Raw genomic sequence first — 14,870 nt, 5'->3', positions numbered from 1 at the left:
GCCGCTCGATAAGGGCCGGGGTAGGGCTGCCGGGTCAGATCGCGTTGTGGCTCTTGAGCCAGCCGAGACCGGCCTGGGTGGTGGTCAGCGGTTTGTATTCGCAGCCGACCCAGCCCTGATAACCGATGCGCTCCAGGTGTTCGAACAGGAAGCGGTAGTTGATTTCGCCGGTGCCCGGCTCGTTGCGCCCGGGGTTGTCGGCGAGCTGGATATGGTTGATGGCCGGCAGGTGGTTTTCCAGGGTCCGGGCCAGGTCACCCTCCATGATTTGCATGTGGTAGATGTCGTATTGCAGGAACAGGTTGGCGCTGCCGACCTGCTCGCGAATGGCCAGGGCCTGGCGCGTGTTGTTCAGGTAGAAGCCCGGGATGTCACGGGTGTTGATGGCTTCCATCACCAGTTTGATGCCCACCGCCTGCAGTTTGTCGGCGGCGTACCTGAGGTTGGCGACCAGGGTTTTTTCCAGGGTGGCGTCATCGATGCCGTGTGGCCGAATGCCGGCCAGGCAGTTGATCTGGGTGTTGCCCAGGACCTGGGCGTAGGCGATGGCCAGGTCGACCCCGCCGCGGAACTCCTCGACCCGATCCGGCAGGCAGGCGATGCCCCGTTCACCCTTGGCCCAGTCTCCGGCCGGCAGGTTGAACAGCACTTGGGTCAGGCTGTTGGCATCCAGCTGGGCCTTGATTTCGGCGGAGCTGAACTCGTAGGGGAACAGGTATTCGACCCCGCTGAATCCCGCCTCGGCAGCGGCCTTGAAGCGGGCAAGGAAATCCTGTTCGGTGAACAGCATGGACAGGTTGGCGGCAAAACGCGGCATGGTGATCTCCGGTAAAAATGAAGCGCTGCGGCAGTGGCTGCCTGAAGGTGCGCCCGCTTTCGCGGTTGGTCGCAGCCTTCGGCAGCGGCTACAGGGCGGGTCAGTCGAGCATGGAAATGGCGGTGGGCGCGTCGTTGCCCACCAGGGCCAGGTCTTCGAACTCGTTGACGGCGTTGATCTCGGTGCCCATGGAAATATTGGTCACGCGTTCGAGAATGATCTCGACGATCACCGGCACCTTGAATTCCTCGATCAACTCCTGGGCCTTGCGCAGGGCCGGCTGGATCTGGCCCGGCTCGAATACGCGCAGGGCCTTGCAACCCAGGCCTTCGGCGACGGCGACGTGGTCGACGCCATAACCGTTGAGCTCTGGTGCATTGAGGTTGTCGAAGGACAGCTGCACGCAGTAGTCCATCTCGAAACCGCGCTGCGCCTGGCGGATCAGCCCCAGGTAGGAGTTGTTCACCACCACGTGGATGTACGGCAGCTTGAACTGCGCGCCCACTGCCAGCTCTTCGATCATGAACTGGAAGTCATAGTCGCCGGACAGCGCCACCACCTTGCGGCTCGGATCGGCCTTGACCACCCCGAGTGCGGCGGGGATGGTCCAGCCCAGCGGGCCGGCCTGGCCGCAGTTGATCCAGTGCCGTGGTTTGTAGACGTGGAGGAACTGCGCCCCGGCGATCTGCGACAGGCCGATGGTGCTGACGTAGCAGGTGTCCTTGCCGAACACCTGGTTCATCTCTTCGTACACCCGTTGCGGCTTGACCGGCACGTTGTCGAAGTGGGTCTTGCGCTGCAGGCTGGCCTTGCGCTGCTGGCAGTCCCGGAGCCACGCACTGCGGTCCTTGAGTTTGCCGGCGGCGTGCCATTCACGGGCCACTTCGAGGAACACGGTCAGGGCGAAGCCGGCGTCGGAGACAATCCCCAGGTCCGGGTTGAACACCCGGCCGATCTGGGTCGGCTCAATGTCGACATGGATGAACTTGCGACCTTCGGTGTACACCTCCACCGAGCCAGTGTGGCGGTTGGCCCAGCGGTTGCCGATGCCCAGCACCACGTCCGACTTGAGCAGGGTGGCGTTGCCATAGCGGTGCGATGTCTGCAGGCCGACCATGCCCACCATCAGCGGGTGATCGTCAGGAATGGTGCCCCAGCCCATCAGGGTCGGGATCACTGGAATCCCGGTCAGCTCGGCGAATTCCACCAGCAGCTCGCTGGCATCGGCATTGATGATGCCGCCCCCGGCTACCAGCAATGGACGTTCGGCCTGATCCAGCAGGGCCAGGGCTTTTTCCACCTGGATCCGGGTCGCGGTGGGCTTGGCCAGGGGCAGGGGCTGGTAGGCGTCGATGTCGAATTCGATCTCGGCCATCTGCACGTCGAACGGCAGGTCGATCAGCACCGGGCCTGGGCGGCCGGAGCGCATTTCATAGAAGGCTTTCTGGAAGGCGTAGGGCACCTGGCCCGGCTCCAGCACGGTGGTCGCCCACTTGGTCACCGGCTTGACGATGCTGGTGATGTCGACGGCCTGGAAATCTTCCTTGTGCATGCGGGCCCGTGGCGCCTGGCCGGTGATGCACAGGATCGGGATCGAGTCGGCCGAGGCGCTGTAGAGGCCAGTGACCATGTCGGTGCCGGCCGGGCCGGAGGTGCCGATGCACACGCCGATGTTGCCGGCCTTGGTGCGGGTGTAGCCCTCGGCCATGTGCGAGGCGCCCTCGACGTGGCGAGCGAGCACGTGATCGATGCCGCCGACCTTCTGCAGGGCGGAGTACAGCGGGTTGATGGCGGCCCCGGGGATGCCAAAAGCGGTGTCGACCCCTTCACGGCGCATCACCAGAACGGCGGCTTCGATTGCTCTCATTTTGCTCATGGTTTTGTGCCTCTTACGTTTTGTAATTGTATACAAGTGGCTTTGCGCAAAGTGTATTCACGGCGGACGGCGCAGGTCAATCCATTTTCTCAAGCGGCTGTGGCTTTCGTCGGAAGCCTTTAAATCAGCGGTTTTTTGTCGCAGGCAGCGTTTTTCGATAATTATTGTATACAAAATAGATTGTAATTGTGTTCTATTTATCCCATTCGGCTTCGTACAACGAATAGCCCGACAGCTTTCCCATAACAAAATAAGGACGGCACCCATGAGCGCTTTAACCTTGAAAGTCGCAGTCAACCTGGCCAGCCAGGCCATCGCAGCGGGGCGTGCAATAGGCGCCGCGCCGCTGACCATCGCGGTGCTGGATGCCGGTGGGCACCTGGTGACGTTGCAACGGGAGGATGGGGCCAGCCTGCTGCGCCCGCAGATCGCCATTGGCAAGGCCTGGGGCGCGGTGGCCCTGGGCAAGGGCTCGCGTCTGCTGGCGCTGGACGCGCAGCAGCGCCCGGCCTTTATCGCCGCGCTGAACAGCCTGGGGCAGGGCAGTGTGGTGCCGGCACCGGGTGGGGTGCTGATCCGTGATCGGGAGGGCAGGGTGCTGGGGGCCATCGGCATCAGCGGCGACACGTCCGACCTCGACGAGCAGTGCGCCATCACCGCCATCGAAGCCCTGGACCTGACGGCGGACGCCGGTGTAAGCGCCTGACCCCAAAACCCGTAGCCGCTGCCGAGCCCACGAGGCTGCGCTGGCCCAATAGGGCGCCGTGGAGTGTCAGACGGAAGGATGTTGTCTAGCAGGCCCAGCGCAGCCTGGCGGCAGCGGCTGCAGCGGTTGGGGTATCAGGTCGACGCAGGCTGGTCGGGTTCGCAGCCTTTGAGCACCAGGCGGATGATGGTTTGCGCGGCGGCTTCGTAATCGGACTCGTCGAGCTTGGCCTTGCCGGTGACGACCGAGATCTGCCAGTCGAAGTCGGCGTAGGTCTGGGTCGCGGCCCAGATGCTGAACATCAGGTGGTTGGGGTCGATGGCGGCGATCTGGCCACGGTCGATCCAGGTCTGGATGCAGTCGATGTTGTGCCGGGCCTGGGCGTTGAGCTGCTCGGTTTGCTCGGCGCTCAGGTGCGGCGCGCCGTGCATGATTTCGCTGGCGAAGACTTTGGAAGCGAACGGCAGGTCGCGGGAGATGCGGATCTTGGAGCGGATATAACCGCTGAGCACTTCGCTGGGCACACCCTCGGCATTGAACGGGGTCGAGGCCTGGAGAATCGGCTCGATGATGCTTTCCAACACCTCGCGATAGAGGTTTTCCTTGGACTTGAAGTAGTAGTAGACGTTGGGTTTGGGCAACCCGGCCTTGGCCGCGATATCGCTGGTTTTGGTCGCGGCGAAGCCCTTGTCGGCAAATTCTTCGCTGGCAGCACGCAGGATCAATTCTTTATTGCGCTCGCGGATGGTGCTCATAAATCCGGTGATTCCTTGCCTGGGGCGGCGGTTGCGCATGGTAGCACCGGCTTTGCGCGGGGCTCAAGAATGCCTCCCGGAGTGCTTCGCCGCGCGGTATGCTGCGCGCCTTGATCACCGAATGGGACTTTGATTCATGGCAGGAAGCAGTTTGTTGGTGCTGATCGACGATATCGCGGCAGTGCTCGACGATGTGGCGTTGATGACCAAAATGGCGGCCAAGAAAACCGCCGGTGTACTCGGCGATGACCTGGCGCTCAATGCCCAGCAGGTTTCCGGGGTTCGTGCCGAGCGTGAAGTGCCGGTGGTCTGGGCCGTGGCCAAGGGGTCGTTCCGCAACAAACTGATCCTGGTCCCGGCGGCGCTGGCCATCAGCGCGTTCGCCCCCTGGCTGGTGACCCCGCTGCTGATGCTCGGTGGCGCCTACCTGTGTTTCGAGGGCTTTGAAAAGCTTGCCCACACCTTCCTGCACAGCAAGGCTGACGATCAGGCCGGGCATGAGCAGTTGCTGGAGGCGGTGGCCAACCCCGAAGTCGACCTGGTGGCCTTCGAGAAGGACAAGATCAAGGGCGCGGTGCGCACCGATTTCATCCTGTCGGCGGAAATCATCGCCATCACCCTGGGCACCGTGGCCGATGCGCCGCTGATGCAGCAGGTGGTGGTGCTCTCGGGGATCGCGATTGTCATGACCGTGGGCGTTTATGGCCTGGTGGCGGGCATCGTCAAACTCGACGACCTGGGGCTGTGGCTGACCCAGAAGCCTGGGCAATTGGCGAAGAGTGTCGGCGGGGTAATCCTGCGCGCCGCACCGTACATGATGAAAAGCCTGTCGGTGATCGGCACGGCGGCAATGTTTATGGTCGGCGGTGGGATCCTCACCCACGGCGTACCGGCGGCGCACCACCTGATCGAGGGGCTAACCGGGCAAACCGCCGCCGTGATCGGCGGCTTCTCGGTGATCATGCCGACCCTGCTCAACGCAGTGGCCGGGATCATCGCCGGCGCCGTGGTGCTGGTGGGCGTGACCCTGTTCAGCAAGCTGTGGAAAGCAGTCAGGGCCTGAGCCCGGGCGCTGCCCCAGCCATGAAAAAAGGCCATTCGGAGTTCCCGAATGGCCTTTTTTTGTAGCGCAGGAAGGGGGTTATTCGGCGATCTGCAACTTGCGCGACTCGGTGTAGACGTAGCGCACCTTCTCGTATTCGAACGGCGAGTTCAGCTGGCCGTAGCGGAAGCTGGTCTGGTAGCGCTTGTCGACGCCGCGCAGGACCCAGACCTCCGGATGGTTGCTGCTGACTTCCGAAACGTTGAGGAAGTTGATTGCCGATTCCGCGGTGAAGTCCACCGCGAGACCGGCGGTGTCACGCAGGTTCGACGGACCGAAGATCGGCAGCACAAAATAGGCGCCCCCCGGAACCCCGTAGAACCCCAGGGTCTGGCCGAAGTCTTCGCTCTGGCGCGGCAGGCCCATGGCGGTTGCCGGGTCCCACAGGCCGGCGATGCCGATGGTGGTGTTGAGCAACAGGCGCCCGGTGGTCTCCATGGAGCGGTGACCCTTGAGCTGCAGCAGGCTGTTCATCAGGTTGGGCACATCGCCCAGGTTGTTGAAGAAGTTGCTGACGCCAGTGCGCAGGAAGCTGGGGGTGACGTAGCGGTAGCCGTCGACCACCGGCAGGAACACCCATTGATCGAAGCGGTAGTTGAAGTGGTAGACCCGACGGTTCCACGACTCCAGCGGGTCGTACACGTTCAGCGCGTTGAGGGTTGAGCGCTCGAATTCGCGCTGGTCCAGCCCGGCATTGAACTTGAGTTTTTTCAACGGCTCGGTGAAGCCGTCCGAGTCAACCACGGTCGGCGCGTTGGCCTTGCTGTTGTCGGCTTGGGCATAGCCTGCGCAGAGCAACGCAGCGATTAGCAGGAGATGTTTAGCCACGGAAGAACTCCAGCATGGCGTCGCTGTTGACGCGGTAGTTGAGATTGCCGCAATGGCCGCCATGGGGGTAGACGGTCAGGCGGTCGCCGAAGGTGGTGCGCAGGAAACCCAGGTCGCCAGGGCCGAGAATCACGTCGTCGGCGTTATGCATCACGGCGATTTTCGGGCTGTCGTGCAGGTAATCCTTGAGTGCATACAGGCTGACCTGGTCGATCAGTTGCAGCAGGCTGCCGCCGTCGGTGCGTGCGCGCCACATGGGGATCACTTGTTCGGTCAGGTAGCAGTCGAAGTCGCACTGCAGGGCCCGCTTGAGGAATGGCGTCAGGCTGGTGCCTTCGCTGATCGGGTATTTGGGCGGGGTGATCAGGCCGCGGCGGTTGATCAGGTCCGAGGTAAAGGCGATATCAGCCGCCGAGAACCGGAACGAGGTGCCAATCAGCATCGCCATCTGTTCGTTGGTCAGGTGCTGTTTGGACTGCTGGAAGTCGTAGAGCAGCGCATCGTTGAGGTCGATGTAGCCTTTTTGCTGGAAGTAGCGGGTCAGTTTGTTCAACACCAGTTCATAGAAGGTGGTGCTGTTGTTGATGCCTTTGACTTCGGTCTGCACCAGTTTGTCGAGGTTGCTGATCGAGGTGTACAGGTTGACCGGAGGATTGAGCAGCAGGACTTTCTTGAAGTTGAAGCTGCGCCGGGTTTCATCCAGCTTGCTGACGAAGGCCGCATCCAGGGCGCCCAGGCTGTAACCGGTGAGGTAGTACTCGGTGATCGGCAGCTTGGGGTTTTGCGCGCGTACCGCCTGCATCACCCGGTACATATCCTCGGCATCTTCCTGGGTGACCCCGGGGGTGGCGAAGCGCGAGGCGGCGCTGATGAAGTCGAAGCTGGTGGGCGACGACAGCTGCACCACGTGATAGCCGGCCTTGTAGTAGAGCTTTTTCAGGTATTCGTTGAGGCTGCTGTCATAACGCGCGCCGGTGCCGGCGATAAGGAAGATCAGCGGGGCGGCGTGATCCTGCTCGGCGATGCGGTAGGTCAGCTTCTTCACCGCCCAGAAGTTGTCCGGGAGGATGAACTCGCGCTCGGGGCGCAAGGTCAGGCTGCGGTCGGACTGATTGATATCGTCGTTGGACGGCAGCTCCGGGCGCAGTTCCGGCGGGGTGGTGGCAATGGTCGCTTCGAACGGATTGGTCAAAGGATAGCCATAGCTGGCAGCGTCGATATCGACTGCCAGTGCGGACGCACTCAAGATAAGGCCGCCAAACAGGGCAGCGAAGCGCAAGGAACGGAGCATGACTGAATCCCTTAGAGGAAGGTGCCGGGAGAGGTTCGCAGGCTATGACCACCGGGGTACTGCCGAAGTGCCATGGTTCGGCACAAATATCGGTCAAGACAGGCGGGATCGGGGGTAATAGTAGCCGGACGATACACTTTGCCGCTAATTGCTCACAGTTATATGTGTAACAGGCTTGCTTACCGCTCTCGGGCGATTATGCTGGGCGCCGTTTTCGCTTATCGGAGTGCCTCATGTCCCGTCTTCCCGTGGTTGTGCTGCTTATTGTCCTGCCCCTGTGGCTGGCCGCCAGTTATGGCCTGCGCTACGGCTTTATGGAAGATGCTCGGTGGGTGGGCGTCTGCGTCGATGAGGCGAGCCGCTGGGAGTGCCAGGCACGTTCCACCCTGGGCCTGTGGATTCACTTCAAGGTCATGGGCTGGGCGGCCCTGGTCTCGGCGCTGCTGGCGTTTGTGCTGCCGGGTCGTGGTGGCTGGGGCCTGGCGGTGGTGGCGCTGCTGTTCGGTTTGCCGGCGCTGGCGCTGTACAACACCACCCTGGCGGTGTTTGCCGTGGTGATCGCGGCCTTGCGCCTGGTCAGGGCGCCGCGCCAATCGGCCTGAGCAAACGGGGCTCGATAAAAAAGGGATGACCGCGGTCATCCCTTTTTTGTGCCCGTGAGGCCTGAATCGGGATCAGGCCTTGCGTGCCCGCAGGCTGCGCCACATGGCGGCCACCAGCAGCAGGCTGACCAGGGCCCAGGTCCAGGCTTGCTGGTTTTGCAGGCCTTCGCGATACAGCTGCGGGGCAATCCCGGCGCCGACGATAAAGGTCAGCAGGGCGATCTCGCGGCGTGGCACCCGTACCGGACGGCACAGGTAGACCAGGGCCGGCAGCACCAGGGCCGCACTCGGGAAGCTGCGATAGCGCGGGTCGAACACCAGCTCCAGCATCATCACCGCGGCGGCGAAACCTGAGGCTGTCAGCAGCCAGCCGGCACGTCGCTCCAGGATGTCGAAAGCCTGTTCACGCCAACCGCTCCTGGCGCTCAGGGTCAGGGCCGCGTGGGCCAGCACCAGCAGGTTCAGGCCCAGCAGCAGCGCCGCCCAGAACCACTCGCCGGCAAACCGACTGGTGACCCGCGCCAACTCGCCCCAGGCGCCGATGGAGCAGGCGGCGAGGGCGCCCAGCAACGGCAGCAGCAGCGCCGCGCGGGTGCTGCGGACACGGCCGCCGAGCAGCAGGGTCACCAGGAAGATCGCCCCGCCCACGCCCAGCCACTCCGGCCAGTAAGGCAGGTTGGAGACCGGGCCGGCGAGCACGCCCTTGTCCTGGCGGTCGGCGTCGAACAGGCCCCAGTAACCGCCGACGGCGCCTTCGCTGGCGCGCTTCCAGGGTTGGTCGAAAGCTTCGATCAGGTTGTAGTGCCAGCCATTGTGCTCGGCCAGGGCGACAAACCCGCGAATGAACTTGGCTTCATTGACCCGGCTCGGCAGGGCGGTTTCACGCTGGCGGCCTTCGCTGGGCCAGCCGGTCTCGCCGATCATCACGTCCTTGGGCGCGAAGCGGTTGCCGAATACCTGGCGCACCTCGGCGACGTGGTTCAGCGCGGCGTCGATATTGGACGGGTCGTCTTCCCAGTACGGCAGCAAGTGGATGGTCAGGAAGTCCACCGCCGGGGCGATTTCCGGGTGCTTGAGCCAGAACTCCCAGACATCGGCATAGGTCACCGGCTGTTTGACGTTGGCCTTGACCTTGTGGATCAGCTTGGCCAGTTGCGGGCCGGTGACTTCCTTGCGCAGCAGGGCTTCGTTGCCGACGATCACCGAACTCACTACATCCGGGTTGGCGTTGGCCGAGGCGATCAGCAGGTCGACTTCTTTTTCGGTGTCCACCGGGTTGCTGTTGACCCAGGCGCCGATCATCAGCTTCAGGCCGTGCTTGCGCGCCAGGTCCGGCAGGGCTTCAAGGCCGGTCATGGAATAGGTGCGGATGCACTCGAAGCGGGTGGCCAGCAGCGCCAGGTCGGCGTCCATGCGCTCCGGGCGCAGTTTGAACGGCTGGTCGAACGGTGACTGGTCTTTATCGAAAGGGGTGTAGGAGGCGCATTGCAGCTTGTGGCTGGCGCTGGCGACGTCCGGCAGCAGCACCGGCTGGCCAAGGCCGTACCAGAAGCCGCAGATCGCAAACAGGCCAAGCAGGCAGGCAAATAAATAGGGCAGGACAGGGAAGCGGGCTATCGCGGGCATGGTCAGGCCGTCTGGGAGCAAAGCCGGGCATCTTACCTGCATTTGCCGCTGGCTTGGGGCGCCGCATGATTTTGACATGCAAAGTTCGAGCGGGATCGGCACCCGCCCTGGAGGCGGCAGAATTGCTGGCTATCTGATGTCGTTGCTGGCTGCCTTGAGGTCGCAGACAGAGCAGGTTGCAGATGGCCGCAGGTTGATGATCGAAACATCAGTACTCCGCTGATGTTCGAACGGGTTTTGTGGTGGGCGTGAAGGGGGCGCTGTGCACCAGAACAATAGGTTGACGCGACTCGGCATCCGTCGGGCGCAGCACTTTCGGGGAAGTAACGATGAAGATGCGACGACTCTTAGGCGCAGGTGCCGCTCTGGTACTTGCGATCAGCTCCACCCTGGCCAGCGCCGACAGCAAAACCCTGAGCATCGGCTATGTCGACGGTTGGTCGGACAGCGTGGCGACCACCCATGTAGCGGCTGAAGTGATCAAGCAGAAGCTCGGTTATGACGTCAAATTGCAAGCCGTCGCGACCGGGATCATGTGGCAGGGCGTCGCCACCGGCAAACTCGATGCCATGCTGTCAGCCTGGCTGCCAGTGACCCATGGCGAATACTGGACGAAGAACAAGGACAAGGTGGTCGACTACGGCCCCAACTTCAAGGACGCGAAAATCGGCCTGATCGTGCCGGAGTATGTGAAAGCCAAGTCCATCGCCGACCTCAAGGACGACACCAGCTTCAAGAACAAGATTGTCGGCATCGATGCCGGATCGGGTGTGATGCTCAAGACCGACCAGGCGATCAAGGATTACGGCCTCGATTACAAACTGCAGGCCAGTTCGGGGGCGGCGATGATTGCCGAACTGACCCGCGCCGAAGATAAAAAAGAATCGATTGCCGTCACCGGCTGGGTGCCGCACTGGATGTTCGCCAAGTGGAAACTGCGCTTCCTCGACGACCCGAAAGGCGTGTATGGCGCGGCTGAAACCGTCAACAGCATCGGCAGCAAGGGCCTGGAGAAGAAGGCGCCGGAAGTTGCGGCCTTCCTGAAAAAGTTCCAATGGGCCTCGAAAGACGAAATCGGCGAAGTCATGTTGGCCATTCAGGACGGTGCCAAGCCTGATGTGGCCGCGAAAGAGTGGGTGGCCAAACACCCGGAGCGCGTCGCGGAGTGGACTGCTAAATAATCGACGAGGCGTCTAGATTAGGCTTCTCAAGGCTGCTCGGTGTTCGCACCGGGCGGCCTTTGTTTTTTCTTGGGGATAAATTGGCGTCATGACTAATGTCGTTCTAATACTAAGGTCGTCTGGAACCTGCTCCATAGCCGCATAGAGTGGAATGCGTTCCAACTAAAATCTGTGCTGCGAGGATAAAAACAATGAACGACAGCATTTACCTCTCGATTCAAAACAGCCCGCGTTTCAAGGAGCTGGTCAGCAAGAGAGAGCGGTTCGCCTGGATTCTTTCGGCGATCATGCTTGGGCTTTACTCGGGCTTCATTCTATTGATCGCCTATGGACCTCAGATCCTTGGCGCCAAACTCAGTCCAACGTCATCCATCACCTGGGGCATTCCCATCGGTGTCGGGCTGATTCTTTCGGCCTTTGTCCTGACGGCTATCTACGTACGACGCGCCAACGGCGAATTCGACGACCTGAACAATGCGATTCTCAAGGAGGCTCAGCAATGATCCGGCGTCTATTGGCATTACTGGGCGTCGCGGCCTTTGCTCCAAGTGTCTGGGCGGCTGAAGCCCTGACTGGCGAAGTGCATAAACAACCACTCAACGTTTCCGCGATCATCATGTTTGTGGTGTTTGTCGGTGCAACCTTGTGCATCACCTACTGGGCCTCCAAGCGCAACAAGTCGGCGGCCGACTACTATGCGGCAGGCGGCAAGATCACCGGTTTCCAGAACGGCCTGGCCATCGCCGGCGACTACATGTCGGCGGCGTCCTTCCTGGGTATTTCCGCGCTGGTGTTCACCTCCGGTTATGACGGCCTGATCTACTCGATCGGCTTCCTGGTGGGCTGGCCGATCATTCTGTTCCTGATCGCCGAGCGCCTGCGCAACCTGGGCAAATACACCTTTGCCGACGTGGCGTCCTACCGCCTCGGGCAAACCCAGATCCGCTCCCTGTCGGCCTGTGGCTCGCTGGTGGTGGTGGCGTTCTACCTGATCGCGCAGATGGTAGGTGCCGGCAAGCTGATCCAGCTGCTGTTCGGCCTCGACTACCACGTGGCGGTGATCCTGGTGGGGATCCTGATGTGCCTGTACGTGCTGTTCGGCGGCATGCTGGCGACCACCTGGGTACAGATCATCAAGGCCGTGCTGCTGCTGTCTGGTGCCTCCTTCATGGCACTGATGGTGATGAAGCACGTCAACTTCGACTTCAACGCGCTGTTTGCCGAGGCGATCAAGGTTCACCCCAAAGGTGAAGCGATCATGAGCCCGGGCGGCCTGGTGAAGGACCCGATCTCGGCCTTCTCCCTCGGCCTGGCACTGATGTTCGGTACTGCTGGCCTGCCACACATCCTGATGCGCTTCTTCACCGTGAGTGACGCGAAAGAAGCCCGTAAAAGCGTGCTGTATGCCACTGGTTTCATCGGTTACTTCTACATCCTGACCTTTATCATCGGCTTCGGCGCGATCCTGCTGGTCAGCACCAACCCGGCCTTCAAGGATGCTGCTGGCGCGCTGTTGGGCGGCAACAACATGGCGGCGGTGCACCTGGCCAATGCCGTAGGCGGCAGTGTGTTCCTGGGCTTCATCTCGGCGGTGGCCTTCGCCACCATTCTGGCGGTGGTTGCCGGCTTGACCCTGGCAGGCGCTTCGGCGGTGTCTCACGACCTGTATGCCAGCGTGATCAAGAAGGGCAAGGCCAACGAGAAGGATGAAATCCGCGTCTCGAAGATCACCACCGTCGCGCTGGGTGTGCTGGCGATCGGCCTTGGCATCCTGTTCGAAAGCCAGAACATCGCGTTCATGGTCGGCCTGGCGTTCTCCATTGCCGCCAGCTGCAACTTCCCGGTACTGCTGCTCTCGATGTACTGGAAGAAGCTCACCACCCGTGGCGCCATGATCGGCGGCTGGCTGGGGCTGGTCAGTGCGGTTGGCCTGATGATCCTGGGCCCAACCATCTGGGTGCAGATCCTGCATCACGAGAAGGCGATCTTCCCGTACGAGTACCCGGCACTGTTCTCGATGATCATTGCCTTCGTCGGGATCTGGTTCTTCTCCATCACTGACAAGTCGGCTGCTGCGGAAAATGAGCGGGCGCTGTTCTTCCCGCAATTCGTCCGCTCGCAAACCGGCCTTGGCGCCAGTGGGGCGGTGTCGCACTAAGGTAGCAAGAGGTATCGGCTTCTATATATAAGCGGCGTTACCTGACAAATGCCCCGGTCGAGAGACTGGGGCATTTTTTTGCCTGGGGGGAGGGCTGGGGTGGGGCGCAGATCGGACGCAGCCTGTGGTAGTGGCTACAGAGGCTGGAGCGCTGTCGGTCTGCCGTAGCCGCTGCAGCAGGCTGCGCTAATGTTCTCGAGCCTTGTCCCGGACACAAAAACGGCCTCTAAAGAGGCCGTAATCGCTGCTGCTAAGACGTTATCGCAAGGCAGATCTTATTTGCGGTCTTCCAGCTTGGTGATATCACGCGACTCGTAACCGGTGTACAGCTGGCGCGGACGGCCGATCTTGTACGGGCTGGAGAGCATTTCTTTCCAGTGGGAGATCCAGCCGACAGTCCGCGCCAGGGCGAAGATCACGGTGAACATGCTGGTTGGAATGCCGATCGCCTTGAGGATGATCCCCGAGTAGAAGTCGACGTTCGGGTACAGCGAGCGTTCGATGAAGTACGGGTCGGTCAGGGCGATCTCTTCCAGGCGCATGGCCAGTTCGAGTTGCGGATCGTTGTTGATCCCCAGTTCCTTGAGCACTTCGTCGCAGGTCTGTTTCATCACGGTGGCGCGCGGGTCGCGGTTTTTGTAAACCCGGTGACCGAAGCCCATCAGCTTGAACGGATCGTTCTTGTCCTTGGCCTTGGCGATGAATTTGTCGATGTTCGAGACATCGCCGATTTCATCGAGCATGGTCAGCACGGCTTCGTTGGCGCCGCCGTGGGCAGGGCCCCAGAGTGCGGCGATACCGGCAGCGATACAGGCGAACGGGTTGGCACCCGAAGAGCCGGCCAGGCGCACGGTGGACGTCGAGGCGTTCTGTTCGTGGTCGGCGTGGAGGATGAAGATCCGGTCCATTGCCTTGGCCAGTACCGGGCTGATCGGTTTGATCTCGCACGGGGTGTTGAACATCATGTGCAGGAAGTTTTCCGCGTACGTCAGGTCGTTGCGCGGGTACATCATGGGCTGGCCCATGGAGTACTTGTAAACCATCGCTGCCAGGGTCGGCATCTTGGCGACCAGGCGGATCGCGGAGATTTCGCGATGCTGCGGGTTATTGATGTCCAGGGAGTCGTGGTAGAACGCCGAGAGGGCGCCGACTACGCCGCACATGACGGCCATCGGGTGAGCATCGCGACGGAAGCCGTTGAAGAAGGTCTTCAACTGCTCGTGGACCATGGTGTGGTTTTTCACGGTGCTGACGAACTGGGCCTTCTGTTCCGCTGTTGGCAGTTCGCCATTAAGCAGCAGGTAGCAGGTTTCCAGATAGTCCGACTTTTCAGCTAACTGCTCGATCGGATAGCCACGGTGCAACAGAATGCCGTTGTCGCCGTCGATGTAGGTGATTTTCGACTCGCAGGAAGCGGTCGACATGAAGCCAGGGTCAAAGGTGAAGCGGCCCGTGGCCGTCAGGCCCCGAACATCAATAACATCGGGACCAACGGTGCCGGTTAAAATGGGCAGCTCGACGGGGGCTGCGCCCTCGATGATCAACTGCGCTTTTTTGTCAGCCATGTGGCCTCCTATTTATGCTTGAAATCATCAGACAGACCCCCCACGCAGGGCCCGCACCACTATAGTGAGATAAATCTGAATGTCAATTTGCCTAAAGTCTTGCCCCAGAAGGCTTTAACCGTACTTTTTCGTCGAAATTCCCTGCCATTTACGCCTTTTATACTCGTAACGCAATGCGCTATTAGGGGAAGGCGTTTGCGTTGTCATTAGTAGCCTAACTGTCTATACTCGGCCACCGACCGCCATGGGCTTTTGGGCCTGTTTTGATGGGGGTCGCACTCCCTGGGTGGTGGTTACCTGACCAGTGCACTCCCCAACAACTTTGCCCTGATTGTTAGGGGCTCTTCAGTGTGAAAAAAAGCC

Annotated in this window: 13 protein-coding genes; 6 read left to right on the top strand and 7 right to left on the bottom strand. The window is 61.3% G+C overall.

The window, feature by feature from the left end:
- Nucleotides 1-34: 34 nt before the first annotated feature.
- Nucleotides 35-817 (bottom strand): hydroxypyruvate isomerase, encoded by a 783-nt coding sequence (hyi, locus tag CF161_RS24135; protein ID WP_020299242.1) that lies wholly within the window; start codon nucleotides 815-817, stop codon nucleotides 35-37.
- Nucleotides 818-917: 100 nt separating this feature from the next.
- A complete protein-coding gene (gene gcl / locus CF161_RS24130; RefSeq protein ID WP_020299241.1) occupies nucleotides 918-2,693 on the bottom strand; it encodes a glyoxylate carboligase in 1,776 nt (591 codons plus the stop codon).
- A gap of 265 nt (nucleotides 2,694-2,958) precedes the next feature.
- Here gcl and CF161_RS24125 point away from each other — a divergent pair, with 265 nt between their 5' ends.
- Complete coding sequence (locus CF161_RS24125; protein ID WP_020299240.1) at nucleotides 2,959-3,399, top strand: heme-binding protein; 441 nt, start codon at nucleotides 2,959-2,961, stop codon at nucleotides 3,397-3,399.
- A 134-nt stretch (nucleotides 3,400-3,533) separates the two neighbouring features.
- Here the strand turns inward: CF161_RS24125 and CF161_RS24120 are convergent, their stop codons facing one another.
- Nucleotides 3,534-4,154, bottom strand: coding sequence for a TetR/AcrR family transcriptional regulator (locus CF161_RS24120; protein ID WP_020299239.1), 621 nt, complete (start codon nucleotides 4,152-4,154; stop codon nucleotides 3,534-3,536).
- Between the two features lie 136 nt (nucleotides 4,155-4,290).
- Between CF161_RS24120 and CF161_RS24115 the strand changes: the two genes are divergently transcribed.
- Nucleotides 4,291-5,217, top strand: a complete 927-nt coding sequence (locus tag CF161_RS24115; RefSeq protein WP_043230268.1) for a DUF808 domain-containing protein — start codon at nucleotides 4,291-4,293, stop codon at nucleotides 5,215-5,217.
- A gap of 78 nt (nucleotides 5,218-5,295) precedes the next feature.
- Here CF161_RS24115 and CF161_RS24110 read toward each other — a convergent pair whose 3' ends face one another.
- Together CF161_RS24110 and CF161_RS24105 are read right to left on the bottom strand one after the other, a co-directional pair.
- Nucleotides 5,296-6,084: a VacJ family lipoprotein gene (locus CF161_RS24110; RefSeq protein ID WP_020299237.1), complete on the bottom strand. Its 789-nt coding sequence runs from the start codon at nucleotides 6,082-6,084 to the stop codon at nucleotides 5,296-5,298.
- Nucleotides 6,077-7,375, bottom strand: coding sequence for a lipoprotein (locus tag CF161_RS24105; RefSeq protein WP_020299236.1), 1,299 nt, complete (start codon nucleotides 7,373-7,375; stop codon nucleotides 6,077-6,079). Before CF161_RS24105 ends, CF161_RS24110 begins: the two co-directional genes overlap by 8 nt.
- A 233-nt stretch (nucleotides 7,376-7,608) precedes the next feature.
- On the opposite strand from CF161_RS24105, the gene CF161_RS24100 reads away from it, so the two are divergent.
- The gene (locus CF161_RS24100; protein ID WP_020299235.1) at nucleotides 7,609-7,977 is read left to right on the top strand and encodes a hypothetical protein; all 369 of its coding nucleotides are present in this window, start codon (nucleotides 7,609-7,611) and stop codon (nucleotides 7,975-7,977) included.
- A 72-nt stretch (nucleotides 7,978-8,049) separates the two neighbouring features.
- Here the strand turns inward: CF161_RS24100 and CF161_RS24095 are convergent, their stop codons facing one another.
- The gene (locus CF161_RS24095; protein WP_043230297.1) at nucleotides 8,050-9,603 is read right to left on the bottom strand and encodes a beta-1,6-glucan synthase; all 1,554 of its coding nucleotides are present in this window, start codon (nucleotides 9,601-9,603) and stop codon (nucleotides 8,050-8,052) included.
- Between the two features lie 329 nt (nucleotides 9,604-9,932).
- On the opposite strand from CF161_RS24095, the gene CF161_RS24090 reads away from it, so the two are divergent.
- From CF161_RS24090 to CF161_RS24080, 3 genes are all read left to right on the top strand, one after another.
- Complete coding sequence (locus tag CF161_RS24090; protein ID WP_020299233.1) at nucleotides 9,933-10,784, top strand: glycine betaine ABC transporter substrate-binding protein; 852 nt, start codon at nucleotides 9,933-9,935, stop codon at nucleotides 10,782-10,784.
- Between the two features lie 191 nt (nucleotides 10,785-10,975).
- Nucleotides 10,976-11,287, top strand: a complete 312-nt coding sequence (locus CF161_RS24085) for a DUF485 domain-containing protein (RefSeq protein WP_020299232.1) — start codon at nucleotides 10,976-10,978, stop codon at nucleotides 11,285-11,287.
- Entirely contained in the window at nucleotides 11,284-12,942 is a 1,659-nt protein-coding gene (locus CF161_RS24080) for a cation acetate symporter (RefSeq protein WP_020299231.1), read from the top strand. Before CF161_RS24085 ends, CF161_RS24080 begins: the two co-directional genes overlap by 4 nt.
- Nucleotides 12,943-13,217: 275 nt before the next feature.
- On the opposite strand, the gene gltA is transcribed toward CF161_RS24080, so the two are convergent.
- Nucleotides 13,218-14,507 (bottom strand): citrate synthase, encoded by a 1,290-nt coding sequence (gltA, locus tag CF161_RS24075; RefSeq protein ID WP_003222994.1) that lies wholly within the window; start codon nucleotides 14,505-14,507, stop codon nucleotides 13,218-13,220.
- Nucleotides 14,508-14,870: the final 363 nt, after the last annotated feature.

The sequence above is a fragment of the Pseudomonas sp. CF161 genome (assembly GCF_000416215.1).
Taxonomy (GTDB): domain Bacteria; phylum Pseudomonadota; class Gammaproteobacteria; order Pseudomonadales; family Pseudomonadaceae; genus Aquipseudomonas.
Note: the sequence above shows the minus strand (reverse complement) of the source record. Positions and strands in the feature narration are given on the sequence as shown.